We start from the raw sequence: 14,749 nt of genomic DNA on the forward strand, positions 1-14,749 counted from the left end.
GTTCCGCATGTCCTTGTCCCGACCTCCCCTCCGCAAGCGCTGGCTGCTCCGCGAGCCGTCGCGGACGGCGCGCGCACGGGTGTTCCTCATTCCGTATTCGGGCTGCGGCGCGAGCATGTACCGGCAGTGGCCCGCGGAACGGGACGGTGTGGAGTTCCTGCCGGTCGAGCTGCCGGGGCACGAATCACGGTTCTCCGAGCCCAATTTCACCTCGTACGAGGAGCTCGGCGAGCAGCTGACCGAAGGGCTCGCGCCCTACCTCGACGTGCCGTTCGGCTTCTTCGGCCACTGCGGGTCGGCTCTCGCGGCGTACGAGACCTCGGTGCAGCTGGTCACGCGGGGCGTGGCGACTCCGGCGGCGCTGTTCGTCTCGTCCGAGGTCGCGCCCCAGGACGGCCCCGCCGGCCGGTTCCTCCAGATGGACGACCACGAACTGGGCGCCGAGCTGGAGAAGCTGATCCGCGAACTGGGCGGCACACCGTCCGCCGAACTGATCGAGCTGTACCTCGAGGTTCTGCGCGCCGATGTGGAGACCAACAAGCGTTACGTCGTGCCCGAACCGTTCCGGCTGCCGTGCCCGATCATCGCCGTCGGCTGGACCGGGGACGAGGAGATCCCGTACGCCACCATGGGGGGCTGGCCGGAGTGCGGGGACACCAAGTCGGTGCTGCTCGAAGGCAGTCACCATCGGTTCATCGAGGCACCGGACGACCTGCTCGACCTGATGGGTGCCGCGCTCGGGGCCACGTCATGAGCGGAGCCGCGGGCATGCCGACGGAGCGGGAACGGCTGTGGTTCAAGCGGTTCGCCGCACCCTTGCCGGCCGGGACGCCCAGGCTCCTGTGCTTCCACTACGCCGGGGGCAGCGCGGGGATGTTCCGCCACTGGCCCGCGCTGCTCGGGTCGGTGGAGGTCATAGGCGTACAGCTTCCAGGGCGTGCCGACCGGTTTCTGGAGGAACGCCATGCCCGGATGGGTCCGCTGGTGGAGGAGTTGATCGAGGTGCTGCGGCCCTCGCTTGGGCAACCCTTCGCCTGCTACGGATCCAGCATGGGGGCCCGGGTGGCCTGGGCGCTGGCGCATGCCCTGCGCGATCGTCAACTCCCGGGGCCGCGGGCGCTGTTCGTGGCCGCGAGCGGCGGGCCGGCCCTCGACGACGGGAGCTGGCTCTGGGAGGACCGCGAGGACGGACTCGAAGGCTATGTGCGGGAGATGGGCGGCACCCCGCCGTCCGTGCTCGCCGAAGCAAGTCTGCTGGCCGCGCTGCTGCCGATCCTCGAGGCCGACCTGTCGGTGCTGAGCACGCATGACTTCCACCCGGAGGTTCCGCTCGACATACCGATCCACGCCTTCGCCGCGGAGGACGACGCCGAGGCGGGCCCGGATCGGATGCGGGCCTGGCGGAATGAGACAACAGCCCCATTTTCGATGGACGTTCTGTCGGGCGGGCACTTCTTCGACTCGGCGGCCGAGGCAACGGTGATCGACTCCATCGGCCGAGCTCTTGGCGACCCGTCGGCGCCCACTTTCCTTGCGCCCTCCGCGGCGGAAACGGAGTCACGGTCGATGAACGAAGGAGTGGCGAAGTGAGCGACCTGGAAGCGCGCATCGCCGCACTGCCGCCGGAGCAGCGGGCCGTATTCGAGGCCCGGCTGGCCGACCGGGCCGCCGCCCGCGGGCAGAGTGCGGCAGGCCGGATCGCGCCACGCGACCGGTCCGCACCCACTCCGCTGGCCGTGGCCCAGCACCGGGAGTGGGCGGTCGGGCAGATCCGGTCGGTCAACAACATCACCGGTGCCCTGAGGCTGGAGGGCAGCCTCGATCCGGCTCTGCTGAGCGGCGTTCTCACCGAGATCATCGAGCGCCATGAGGTGCTGCGTACGGTGATCGAGATCGGTGCGGACGGAACACCGGTCCAGATCGTCCAGGCGGTGACGCCGGTGCCGACGCCCGTAGTGGACCTGACGCACGTGGCGCCGTCACGGCAGAGCGACGAGGTCACACGGCTCGCCCGCCGTGACATGGCGCGCCCGTTCGACCCCGCCGATCCGCAACGCCTGCGCGTGACGCTGCTGAGGCTGGAACCGGAGGTGCACGTCGCGCTGTTCGCAGCCGACCACGCGGCCTCGGACGCCTGGTCGCTGGCGATCATCGTCGAGGAGCTGGCCGCGATGTTCCGCGGCCGACTCGGCGACGACCGTGCGGCCCTTGCGCCCCTCGACGTCCAGTTCGGGGACTTCGCCGCATGGCAGCGCAAGGAGCGCGACGAGGAGCGGGAAGAGCTCGAAGTCCAGTACTGGCGCAAGCAGTTGGCGGGGATGCCCGCCGAGTCGGCCCTGCCGGCCGACCGCCCCACTCCGGCGCGCCCGAGCTACGCGGGCGGCGTGTACGACACGCGCCTTCCCGAGGAGCTTGCGGCGGGCGTCCAGCGGTTCGGCGAGAAGGAGGGCGCCTCGCTGTTCGGCGTGCTGCTGGCCGCGTGTTCCGTGCTGCTCAACCGGTACTCGGGCGAGGACGACGTGGTCGTCGGCTCGCTCGTCTCGGGCCGCACCCGCGGCGAGACCCAGCGGCTCATCGGCAGCTTCGCCAATCCGCTGCCGCTGCGGGTGCGGATGGACGACAGCCTGACGCTACGTCAAGTCGTACGTGAGGCACACGCCACGCTGGCAGGTGCGCTCGACCACCAGGATCTCCCGTTCGAGCGGGTCGCCGAGGAGCTCGACCTCGGCCGTGAGTCGACCCGCACCTCGTTCAGCCGGGTCTGGATCAACGTGCTCACCGTGCCCGACATGACGCTGGAACTGCCGGGACTGCGCATCACGCCGGTGTCGATCCCGCCGGCGAAGACCTCGGTCGACCTCACCCTCAACGTCACGCCGAGCGCCGGGGCGTTGCAGATCCAGTGGCATTTCATGTCCGAACTCTTCGACACCGCCACGGTCGCGCTGCTTGCCGAACAGTTCCAGCGGGTGCTCCATCAGATGGTCACCGCACCGGACACACCCGTCTGGGCCGTCGAACTCAGTGCGGGCCCGGCTCGGAGCGAGCCGGCGGCCGCGTCCGAAGTGAGCGGATTCATCGAGCAGTTCCAGCACCGGGTGCGGCTCGCCCCGTACTCCCCGGCAGTGGTCTGGGACGGCGTCGCGACCAGCTATACGGAGCTCAACCGCCGGGCGAACCGCCTCGCCCACCGGCTGCGTGCCGCGGGAGTCGGGCGGGACGCGCGCGTCGGCGTCCTGGTGGACCGTTCACCGGCCCTGGCCGTGGCGATCCTGGCGGTGCTCAAGGCACATGGGGCGTACGTGCCCATCGACCCGACGTATCCGCCGGACCGCATGGCGTTCCTGCTCGCCGATGCGGACGTGCGCGTCCTGGTCACCGAGGAGCTGCTCGCCGACGCACCGGGCACCGGCGGGTGGACCACCGTGCTGATCGACGAGTCCGACGAACTCCCGGGCGACGAGGGGGATCTGGACCTGCCGGATCCGGCGTCGGCCGCATACGTCGTCTACACGTCGGGATCGACCGGCCGTCCCAAGGGCGCCGTGATCGAACACGGGTCGCTCGCGGTGTTCGCGCGCGAGGTGGCGGACCGGCTCGGCCTGGGCACAGGCGACCGTTTCCTGCAGTTCGCCTCGCCGGGCTTCGACGTACTCGCCGAAGAGCTGTTCCCGACCTGGCTCGTCGGCGGCGCCGTGGTGATGCCGACGAAACACCTGATCAGCGGGGAGGACGATCTCGTCGCGCTGGTCGAGCGGGAGCATCTGACGGTCATGGAGCTGCCCACGGCCTACTGGCACGAGTGGGCGCGCGAGATCGACCGCCTCGGCACGGAGCTCCCGCGGCACCTGCGCCTGGTGATCATCGGCGGTGAGCGGGTACTTCCCGAGCGCCTCGCCATGTGGCGGCGTACCGGCGTCCCGCTGGCCCATGTGTACGGCCTCACCGAGACGACGGTCAGTTCCACCTTCTTCAGGCTGGACCCGGACGACCCGCGAACGGACTGGCCCAACCTGCCGATCGGCACCCCACTGCCCTCCTCCGATCTGCGGATCCTCGACCGGCGGATGCGGCCGGTCCCGGCGGGGGGCGTGGGCGAGCTCTACATCGGCGGGGTCAGCCTGGCCCGCGGCTATCTGGGGCGCCCCGGCCTCACCGCACAGCGCTTCGTCGCGGATCCGGCCCGGCCGGGCGAGCGGCTCTACCGCACAGGTGACCTGGTCCGCCGCCGCACCGACGGCAACCTCGAGTTCCTTTCGCGGGTGGACACCCAGGTCAAGATCCGCGGTTTCCGCGTCGAGCCCACCGAGGTCGAGTCGGCCCTCATCGACCATCCCGGGGTCGCGGAGGTCGTGGTGACGGCCCATGAACCGGTCCCGGGAGACCGGCGGCTGCTCGCCCATGTGGTGCCTTCGGCCGGGATGGCCGGTGTGGCCGCCGGGCTGCGCGAGTTCCTCCTGGAGCGCCTGCCCTCCTACCTCGTACCGTCGGCGTTCGTCGAGATAGCGGAGCTGCCGCTGAACGCGAACGGCAAGATCGACCGCGCGCGCCTGCCCGCTCCGGGCGGCACGGATGCGGCGAGCGGAGCCGGATTCCGCGCGCCGGAGTCGGCGACGGAACAGACCCTTGCCCGGATCGTCGCCGGTGTGGTCGGTGTCGCGCAGGTCGGTGTCGATGACAACTTCTTCGAGGTCGGCGGCGACTCGATCCTCGCCATCCAGGTGGTGGCGCAGGCACAGCAGGCGGGGCTGCGGCTGACTCCGTACGACCTCTTCGCGAACCCGTCGGTCGCGCAGCTCGCCGTGGTGGTCGAGGACGGCCGCACCATTGACGCGGAGCAGGCGGATGTCACGGGTCCCGCGCCCCTCGCGCCGACCCAGCACGCTTTCTGTACGGCGGAGTCGGCGGTGCCCGCGCAGTCGAACCTCTCGGTGCTCCTCGACCTTGCCGTCGCGGTCGACCCGGAGGTGCTGCGCGCGGCCGTCGAGGCCGTGCTCGGACACCATGACGGGCTGCGCCAGCGGCTGCTGCTCGCGGGGGCGAGGACCCGGTCGCGCATCGCCCCGCGCGGTGACGAGACCCCGTTCGCGTGCTACGACTTCTCCGCCGACCAGGACCCGGAACCGCGGATCGCCGAGGCCTGTGCCGAGGTGCAGCGCAGCCTCGATCCCGCGGTCGGGCCCATGATCAGGGTCGCGCTGCTGCGAACCGGTCCGGGGCGCGCGGACCAACTGGCCGTGGCAGCCCACCGACTGGTGGCCGACAGGGCGTCCCTGCGGATCCTGCTCGAGGACCTGGAGACCGCGGTGGTACAGCTGTCGGCCGGCGAGCCGCTGCGGTTCCTGCCCAAGACCACGTCCTGGCAGTCCTGGACGCGCAGGCTCGCCTCCTATGCGACATCGGAGTCCGTACAGGGCCAACGCCCGTACTGGTCCGAGGTGGTGAGCGCAGGCCCGGGAGAGGCGCCGCGGGGGCGGCTGCCCGTGGATCACCCGGACGTGCAAGGTCCCGATACCGAGGCCGGTTCCCGGAGCGCCACCGCACGCCTCGATCCCGCCGCGACCGCGACGCTGCTCGCGGCTCCGGACCGCCTGGCCTGCACGGTCGAGGAACTGCTGCTCGCGGCGCTGGCCCGCACGCTCGAGGAGTGGACGGGCACCGAGCGCCACCTCATCGATCTCGTACGCCACGACCGGGCGCAGCTCTTCGACGACGTCGACGTGACGCGTACGGTCGGCTGGTTCAGCCCTTCCCACCCCCTGCTCCTCAAGGCCGCCGGGGAGGAAACGCCTCGCGCCGTCAAGGAGACCCTGCGGGCCGTGCCCGCCGGCGGCATCGGCTGGCAACTGCTGCGGCAGGGGCGTGAGCCGCTGGACGCGGCGCCGGCCGATCTCTCGTTCGTCTATACGGGCAAGGCAGTTGAGCCCGCGTCGGGGACCTTCTCCGTCGCTGCGGAGACCATCGGCGGCGACCGGAGCCCCGCCGAACTCCGGCCCCATCCGCTCGAAGTGCGCGCCGGGGTCCGCCGCGGTGAGCTCTTCCTCGCCTGGGAGTACAGCGAACTGCGGCACGACCCCGCGACCGTCGAGCGCCTCTGCCTGAACCACCTCTCGCACGTCCGCTCGCTGATCGGCGCGGCGGCCGCCCAAGGCGCGGCAGCCGCCTTCCCGCTCGCCCGCGTCGACCGCGACCAGATCGCCGGCCTGCTGGGCAGGCTCGCCGAGAGGCAGCCTGAATGAGTGCGGAGGACGTGGAGGACGTCTACGAGCTGTCGCCGCTGCAGCAGGGCATGCTGCTGCACAGCCTCTACGACGGAGACTCCGACACGTACCTGGCGCAGCACAGCTTCGCCGTCGACGGGCGCCTCGACGCAGGTGCGCTCGAGACCGCCTGGCAGCAGACGGTCCGCGCGCACCCGGCGCTGCGCACGTCCTTCCACTGGGAGGGCATGGACACGCCGCTGCAGGTCGTGCACCGCCATGTGCCCATCGAGCTGCGCCGCCACGACTGGTCCGATCTGGACGCGGCCACGCAGGACATGAAGGCGGAGCAACTCCTCGCGGCCGAGCGTGCGGCAGGGTTCGACCCCGCCCAAGCACCCCTGCTCCGGGTCGACTTGGTGTGCCTGAGCACCGAGCGGCATCTCGTGGTGTGGACCCACCACATGCTGCCGGTCGACGGCTGGTCGGTGCCGCTGGTCATCGGCGAGGTCGTCGGCCGCTACCTCAGCCTCACCGCGGGTACGCCGCCGCCGGCACCCGCTCCGCCCTACCGCGACTACATCGCCTGGCTCCAGCAGCAGGATCTGGACGCGGCACGGGAGTTCTGGGTCGAAACCCTCGGCGACGCCGCCGGGTTCGGCAGACTCGGTCCGCTGCGGCGGGCCGCACCGGACGCCCAGCCCTCGGTCATCGATGAACACAACCTGGCGCTGGGCGAGGAGTTGAGTACCGCACTGCGGCGGACCGCCGCACGTCACAGCGTCACCACGGGCACGCTGATGCTTGCCGCCTGGGCCCTGGTGACGGAGTGCTTCAGCGGAGGTGCGGACGTACGGTTCGGCGTCGCCTGCTCGGGCCGCCCCGCGCTGCTGCCGCAGGTGGAGCGGATGGTCGGCAGCTTCGTCAACAGCCTCCCGCTGCAGCTGACCATCCCCATGGACGGCGACGTGGGGGAGTGGCTGCGCGAGGTCCAGGCGCTGCATGCGGCGGCCCGCCGCTACGAGTTCAGCCCGCTCGCCCAGATCAAGTCCTGGACGGGGGTGACGGCGAACGAGCAGCTCTTCGACACTCTGCTCGTCCTGGAGAACTACCCCGTCGATTTCGGGGAGAGCACCGACGCGCAGGAACTGTCGCTGCGCGGACTGACGGATTTCGAGAAGACCAGTGAGCCCCTGACCGTCTTCGTCACCGCCGCGTCCACGCTGCGCGCGCTCTATCACCGTGACCGGATCGGCTCCCGGGATGTGGCGGAGATCCTCGGCGCCTTCCGGACGGCCCTGACGGGGCTGACGCGGGAGACGAGGATCGGCGGCGTCGCCTCGGGCCTCGCGCGTCGCGGGCAGCCGGATCCGGCGGCGTCCGGGAGTTTCGCCCGCTACGACGACCGCGGGGCGTCCGTGCCCGAACTGGTGCGGCGGTGGGTGGAGCAGACCCCTAACGCTCCCGCGGTGGTGGCGGAGGACGAGGTGCTGAGCTTCGCCGAACTGTGGGACCGGTCTCGCGCGTTGGCGGCGGCGCTGGCGGACGCGGGAGTACGGCGCGGATCGACGGTCGGCGTCTGTCTCGAACGCTCCGCCGATCTCGTGGTCGCGGTCCTGGGCACACAGTTGGCAGGTGCGGCGTACCTGCCGCTGGAACCGTCGCTTCCCGAGGCGCGCTTGGCGTTCATGGTGGCCGACGCCGGGGCGGACGTGGTGATCGCACAGCCCGGCCTGGCGGCACAGGCAGGCCGGCTCGGCGCGAGCCGGGTCGTCAGCCCGCCACCGCCCCAGGAGATCAGTCCGCTGCCGCAGCAAGTGACCGGCCCGAGCCGGACACCGGTGGCGGTGCCGTTGCAGGGCTCCGACCTCGCGTACGTCATCTACACGTCCGGATCCACCGGTCGTCCGAAGGGCGTCGCGGTCACGCATGAAGCGATCCTCAACCGCCTGCTGTGGGCGCAGGACACGTTCGGGCTGACCCCGGACGACCGTGTGCTGCAGAAGACCCCGTTCGGATTCGACGTCTCGGTGTGGGAGCTGTTCTGGCCGCTGATCACCGGTGCGGTGATGGTGGTGGCCCGGCCCGGTGGACACCAGGACGCCGCGTACCTGGCCGGGATCCTCGCCGATGAGAAGGTGACGACCGCCCACTTCGTGCCGTCGATGCTGGAACTGTTCGTCGACGACCCCGGAGCCGGCGAACTGCCCGCTCTGCGCCGGGTGTTGTGCAGCGGCGAGGCGCTGCCGCACGGCCTCGCCCGCCGGTTCGCCCGGACCCTGCCGCAGGTGGAGCTGCACAACCTGTACGGGCCGACCGAGGCCGCCGTCGACGTGACGTGGTGGGACTGCGCCGGGACGGCCCCTGAGGGTGTGGTGCCCATCGGCCGGCCGGTTGCCAACGTGCGGGCCCATGTCCTGGACGGCCGGCTCGCGGAGGCTCCGCGGCTGGTGCCGGGAGAGCTGTACCTGGGCGGGGTCCAGCTGGCGACCGGCTACGTGGGACGGCCCGGACTCACCGGGTCCACGTTCATCGCGCATCCGCTGGCGGGCCCCGGGGGACGGCTGTACCGCACGGGCGACAAGGTGCGCAGGCTTGCCGACGGCTCCCTGGAGTTCCTCGGCCGCATCGACCACCAGGTGAAGATCAACGGCTATCGGATCGAACTCGGGGAGGTGGAGCACACCCTGACCGGCCATCAGGCCGTACGGGAGAGCGCGGTCACGGTGCACACGCGCGGTGAACACCGCGAACTCGCCGCGTATGTGACGGCTGTCGAGGGCGGGACCGACCGCGAGAAGCTGTCGGCCGAGTTGAGGGCGCACCTCGCCGAGCGGCTCCCGCGCTACATGGTGCCGGCGACGGTGACGGTGCTCGAGTCGATGCCGCTGAGCACCAACGGGAAGCTCGACCGGTCGAAGCTGCCCGATCCGCGGCGCGACGTACGGGTGCCGGAAGGCCGCCCGTGGCAGGGCCCGCAGACCCCCGGCGAGAAGGCGGTTGCCGCCGCCTTCGAGGCCGTGCTCGGAGTGCGGTCGATCGAGCGCGACAGCGATTTCTTCGAGCTCGGGGGAACATCCTTCGACGCCGTCCGGGCGATCCGGCGGATCAAGGGGGCGACGGTTCCCCTGATCACCACGCACCCGACCGTACGAGGGCTGGCCGCCGCCCTTGAGTCGCCGGCCGCCGCGTCGAGCATGCTCCTGAACCTGGCGCCGCGGACACAGCCCGCGACGAGTCTGGTGTGCGTGCCGTTCGGCGGCGGCAGCGCCATCGCGTACCGGACACTCGCCGGCCATCTGTCGCCCGATGTCGCGCTCCAGGCGGTGACGCTGCCGGGCCACGAGCCGGGCAGCGACCCCCAGTTGCGTTCCGTGGACGCCATCGCCGCCGAGTGCGCCGCGGCCGTGCTTGCGCTGCCGCCCGGCCCGGTCGCTGTCTACGGGCACTGCGTGGGAGTCGCGCTGGCGGTCGAGGTCGTCCGCCGGGTCGAGGCCGCGGGGCGGCCGGTCGAGCGGCTGTTCCTGGGCGCCTCCTATCCGTTCTACGCGCCGCGCCGCATCGGGCGGGCGCTGCAGCGGGTGATGGCGGCTCTGGTGCAGCGGGGGTGGCTGCGGGTAGGCGCGCGGACGGTGGGGACGACCCGGGGCAGTGTGCCCGAAGCCGATGAGGCGGAGGTGCGCTATCTGCGCTCCATCGGCGGATTCGGCAGTGAGGTCGACGACGAGACCATCGCGTTCGTGATGCGCGCCTTCCGGCACGATGTGACCGAAGGCGGCCGCTACTTCGCCGACGTGTGGACGCGCGGAACCGAACCATGGCTGAGCGAGCCCGCGGACCCGCCGACTCCGCTGTCGACACCGATCACGTTCATCGCGGGCACCGCCGACCCGATGACCTCCGGATACGGCCGTGGGGTGAGGATGTGGGACCGGTTCAGCAGCAGCGTCGACCTGGCTGTGATCCCCGAGGGGAGCCACTACTTCCTGCAGGACCAGGCCGAAGCGCTTGCCGGTGTGATCGAGAAGTACCTGGATGCGCACTGCGGCCGCTGCGGGGCGACGACGGCGGCCGGCTGAGCCGGCCGCCGCCTGCGGCGGGCGAGGTCAGCCGGCCCGCGAGGTGCGCCAGGTGACCTCGCACGGGAGCGTGGCGAAGCCGCGCTGGTGCGGGGTGTGGACGCGGCGGGCGCGGTCGGTATCGATCTCGTACGAGGACACGAGAGCGCCGATCTCCTCCAGCGCGATCCGCATCTCGAGTTTGGCGAGTACCGAGCCGAGGCAGTGATGCGGCCCGTGCCCGAAGCTGATCATTTTGCCGGTGTCGCGGTGCAGGTCGAACCGCTCGGGGTCGGGGAAGACCCGCGGATCGCGGTTGGCGCACGCGGGCAGGACGGCGATACGGGCACCCGCAGGCAGCCGGACACCGTGCAGCACCGTGTCCTCGGTGAGGCGACGGGCGACCATCTGGCTCGCCGAGTCATAACGCAGCGTCTCACCGGCCCACTTGTCGGCCTGACCGTTCAGTCCGGCCTGCTGTATCTCCTGATCGAGATGCCCGTGGTACCAGGCGTTGCCGATGGTCTTGCCGGTGGATTCGTTGCCTGCGCCGACCATGACGAACAGGAATCCGACGATCTCCGAATCCGTCAGTCGCTGTCCGTCGACCTCCGCCGCGATCAGCGTCGACGTCAGATCCTGGCCAGGGCTCTTACGAAGGTCGGTGACGAGTGAGACGAAGTACTGGGCCATACGCAGCGCTGCGGCTGTCGCGGTCGGTCCACGCTCGTCGGACATGTCCTCGCGCACGTTGAGCGCATCCGTGTCCGCGCGGATCAGGTCCCAGTCCCACTCGGGGATGCCGAGCATCTCGCACAGGACGTCGTTGGGCTGGGCGGCGGCGTAGTCGGTGGCGAAGTCGAACCGCCGCTGACCGCGCAGGGCTTCGAGCCGGTCACGGGTGAGGTCCCGGACCCGCTGTTCCATCGCCGCCACGTTGCGCGGGGTGAACGCACTGGAGATCAGCGCGCGGTAACTGCCGTGGTCGGGTGGGTCCATGGCGAGGAAGAAACTGGTCTTGGGTGCGTGCGGACCCCACAGTTCAGGTTCCAGCGAGATGCCGAACCTGTTGGAGAACAGCTGCGGTCTGCGCAGCGCGTCGACCACGTCCGCGTGGCGGGACAGGGCCCAGAAGTCCCGTTCCTCGTTGCGGTATACGGGAGCGTGCTCCCGCATCCAGGCGTAGAACGGATAAGGGTCCTCGTGGATACGGAAGTCGAAGGGGTCGTAGCCGTTGGGGAACGCGGCGGCGAGGGCGCCTGGTCCGCCGGCGTCGACCGGGTCGTGGGCCATGCCGGGTTCCTCCTGGTCGGTGGTGGTCATGGGCGGGCGACCGTCTCACGGTCGGAGGAGGAGACTGCGGCGTCGGCTCGCGGCTTCGGTGCCGCGTCCGCGGCTGCCGGGGCGGTCAGCGGTACGTCGTCACGCAGCGCGCGCAGATCGCGGGAGAGGTAGCCGAGCCTCGCGATGATCAGCACGGCCACCCCGAGCAGCAGGATGAGGAAGGCCGAGCCGCGTCCGGGACCGACACCGATCACCCGGCCGACGGTGTCGGCCAGTGCGCCGTCCTGACGCAGCAGCGGTTCGAAGATCCGCTCGGAGACGGGACCGGCCAGCATGTAGCCGGTGAACAGCACGGTGTTGGTGATCATGTTGAAGCTGGCGAAGGCGCGGCCCTGCATGCCGGGCTCCACCTCGGTCTGCAGCACACTCCGGCTGGTGCCCTCGATGATCATCGAGGAGAACTGGAAGCCGAAGGCGGCGATGGCGACCAGGGCGATGCTGGGGCGCAGGGCACCCAGGCAGAGGAAGAACCCGAGCGGCACGGCAAGACCCGCGATGCCGTGGATCCGTTTCGGCGGCCCTCCCCACGCGGCCATGGTGGCGCCGCCGAGCAGCATGCCGGCCCCGCCCGCCGTGAGCACCGCACCGAGCGCCGTGACCGAGGCCATCCCGATCACCAGCGGGGTGAAGAGCACGTCGACGAAACCGACCGCCAGATTGAGGGCGGCGTAGAAGCAGAGCAGCGGGACTAGGCCGCGTCTGGAGGCGAGATGGTGCCAGCCCTCGCGGATCTCCCCGAAGATGCCGGCCGGTTTGTCCACCGGAGCCGGGGGCTGGGGGATGCGGATCCGCAGCAGGATGGCGATGTTGAGCAGGAACGTCGCACAGTCGATGACGAGGATCCCGGGCAGTCCGATCGCGACGATGAGCAGCCCGCCGAGTGCCGGCGCCACGGTCTGGCTCACCGCGGTCGCGGTCAGCACCATCCCGTTGGCGCGAGCCAGTTGGTCCCGCGGGGCGAGCTGCGTCACGCTCGCGTTCAGGGCCGGCACGAGGAACGCACCCAGCGCCGAGCGGATGGTGATGGTGATGAAGATGTGCCAGGGCTGAAGGACATCCAGGCCGGAGAGCACGGCCAGGGACAGGCTCGTGCCCACGCCCACCATGTCACTGGCGAGCATCACCGTCCGCCGGTTCCAGCGGTCGACCAGCGCTCCGGCGAAGGGGGAGAGCGCGATCGCGGGCAGCAGGGACAGGATGAACCCGACGGCGAACTGGATCGTCGAACCCGTTTCCAGATAGATCCAGACGGTGAGCGCGAACGCGGTCAGCGCCGTGCCCGTCAAGCTGGCGATGTAGCCACCGCAGAGCACCGTGAACCTTCGCACCGGTCGACCGTCCGATCCCTGCCCTGTTGGCGATGTAGAGGGCTTGCGTGGATACGTACTGACGCCCATGGTCGGCGAGGTTCCGGCGGGAACGTATCCCCCGAATTCTGGGACAGTGCGATCTGGCCCGGCGTCGACAGGGAGCGGGCGCGAGTGACCCACATCACGTTACCGCCGGTATCTGAAACAGTGTGTCGCAGGTAAATTGCGGGAACGCACAGAGATGGAACCGCGTGCCCGACCGAGAGTGGGGACCTCCGCAATGGAGCAGCAGCACGTCGACGTCCTGGTGATCGGTGCCGGAATCTCCGGCATCAGCGCCGCCTGCCATGTCCTGCGGGACGCGCCCGGCACTTCGCTCGTCGTGCTCGAGCGGCGCGCGCGGGTCGGTGGCACCTGGGATCTCTTCCGCTATCCCGGTATCCGCTCCGACTCCGACATGTCCACCTTCGGCTTCGGCTTCCGGCCCTGGCGCGACGCGCGCATCCTGGCCGGCGGTCCGGAGATCCGGCAGTACGTCGAGGACGCCGCGGGCGACGCCGGCGTCCTTGAGCACATCCGCTTCGGGCGGCGCGCGATCCGCGCGAACTTCTCGCACGCCACCGGGCGTTGGGACGTCGAGGTCGAGGACGAGGCCACGGGCGGGCGCGAGTCGTACAGTGCGGGCTACCTGGTCGGCGCGACCGGCTACTACGACTACGACCGGCCCTACCGCCCGCAGTTCCCGGGCGAGGCCGACTACCAGGGCACCCTGATCCATCCGCAGCACTGGCCGGAGGATCTCGACCACAGCGGCAAGCGCGTCGTCGTCATCGGATCCGGCGCCACCGCCATCACCTTGCTGCCAGCGATGGCCGGCGAAGCCGCGCACGTGACCATGTTGCAGCGCTCGCCCACGTACATCCTGGCGCTGCCCGAGGTCGACCCGCTCACCTCGGTGCTCCAGAAGCTCCGCGCACCCGCCGCGCTGACGTACAAGATCTCGCGGGCGCGCAACATCGCGCTGCAGCGCGGGAGTTACGCGTTCTGCCGCAAGTATCCGCGCCTCGCCCGGCGGGTGCTCCTCGGGCTCGTGCGCGCCCGGGCCGGAAAGAGCGTCGACATGCGGCACTTCAGCCCGCGCTACAAGCCCTGGGACCAGCGGCTGTGCGTGGTGCCCGGCGGTGATCTGTTCAAGGTCCTCAAGAGCGGCAAGGCGTCGATCGCCACCGATCACATCGACACCTTCACCGCCGACGGCATCCGCCTGAAGTCCGGCGAGGAGCTGAAGGCCGACATCGTGGTCACCGCCACCGGCCTGAGCGTCCGCCTCCTGGGCGGTATGGAACTCACCGTCGACGGCCGCCCCGTGGACATCGCGAACCGCGTGCTCTACAAGGCCGTTCTGCTCGAGGGCGTACCCAACATGTCCCTCGTGATCGGCTACACCAACGCCTCCTGGACCCTGAAGGCGGACCTGGCGGCCGACTACACCGCCCGGCTGCTCGCGCACATGCGGCGCCACGGGCACGACATCGCCACACCGGTGGCCTCGGACGGCGACCGCTCCGAGTTCTCCGTCATGGGCGAGGCGCTGACCTCCGGCTATATCGCCCGGGCCGATGAGGTCATGCCGCGCCAGGGCACCCGTGACCCGTGGCGGCTGTGGAACAACTACTACCGCGACCGCGCCATGCTCCGGGCCGCGCCCATCGACGACAGCGCCCTGCGCTTCGAGAAGGCGGACCCCTCCCGTGCGGACGCCGCCGCCGATGCGCGTGCGGACGCAGAGGAACCGACCCGCGCCGCCTGATTGCCGGGCCGGTACGTCCAGTTGGTC

At 70.7% G+C, this 14,749-nt stretch carries 7 protein-coding genes; 5 read left to right on the forward strand and 2 right to left on the reverse strand.

The window, feature by feature from the left end; translation table 11 throughout:
- The first annotated feature begins 7 nt into the window (after positions 1-7).
- Genes ABT367_RS00685 through ABT367_RS00700 form a run of 4 tightly spaced genes read left to right on the forward strand, consistent with a single transcriptional unit; the run spans position 8 to position 10,279 of the window.
- Complete coding sequence (locus ABT367_RS00685; protein ID WP_352248067.1) at positions 8-754, forward strand: thioesterase II family protein; 747 nt, start codon at positions 8-10, stop codon at positions 752-754.
- Positions 755-768: 14 nt separating this feature from the next.
- Positions 769-1,590: a thioesterase II family protein gene (locus ABT367_RS00690; protein WP_352248069.1), complete on the forward strand. Its 822-nt coding sequence runs from the start codon at positions 769-771 to the stop codon at positions 1,588-1,590.
- On the forward strand, positions 1,587-6,239 hold the full coding sequence (locus tag ABT367_RS00695) for an amino acid adenylation domain-containing protein (protein WP_352248071.1): 4,653 nt from the start codon (positions 1,587-1,589) through the stop codon (positions 6,237-6,239). Before ABT367_RS00690 ends, ABT367_RS00695 begins: the two co-directional genes overlap by 4 nt.
- Entirely contained in the window at positions 6,236-10,279 is a 4,044-nt protein-coding gene (locus tag ABT367_RS00700) for an amino acid adenylation domain-containing protein (protein WP_352248073.1), read from the forward strand. The genes ABT367_RS00695 and ABT367_RS00700 overlap by 4 nt, the downstream gene beginning before the upstream one ends.
- Positions 10,280-10,306: 27 nt before the next feature.
- Here ABT367_RS00700 and ABT367_RS00705 read toward each other — a convergent pair whose 3' ends face one another.
- Positions 10,307-11,581, reverse strand: a complete 1,275-nt coding sequence (locus ABT367_RS00705) for a cytochrome P450 (RefSeq protein WP_352248075.1) — start codon at positions 11,579-11,581, stop codon at positions 10,307-10,309.
- A complete protein-coding gene (locus ABT367_RS00710) occupies positions 11,578-12,930 on the reverse strand; it encodes an MFS transporter (RefSeq protein WP_352248077.1) in 1,353 nt (450 codons plus the stop codon). Before ABT367_RS00710 ends, ABT367_RS00705 begins: the two co-directional genes overlap by 4 nt.
- Before the next feature lie 262 nt (positions 12,931-13,192).
- On the opposite strand from ABT367_RS00710, the gene ABT367_RS00715 reads away from it, so the two are divergent.
- The gene (locus ABT367_RS00715; RefSeq protein WP_352248079.1) at positions 13,193-14,722 is read left to right on the forward strand and encodes a flavin-containing monooxygenase; all 1,530 of its coding nucleotides are present in this window, start codon (positions 13,193-13,195) and stop codon (positions 14,720-14,722) included.
- Positions 14,723-14,749 lie beyond the last annotated feature (27 nt).

Origin of the sequence: Streptomyces mesophilus, from assembly GCF_040300965.1 — a bacterium.
Lineage (GTDB): Bacteria > Actinomycetota > Actinomycetes > Streptomycetales > Streptomycetaceae > Streptomyces > Streptomyces mesophilus_A.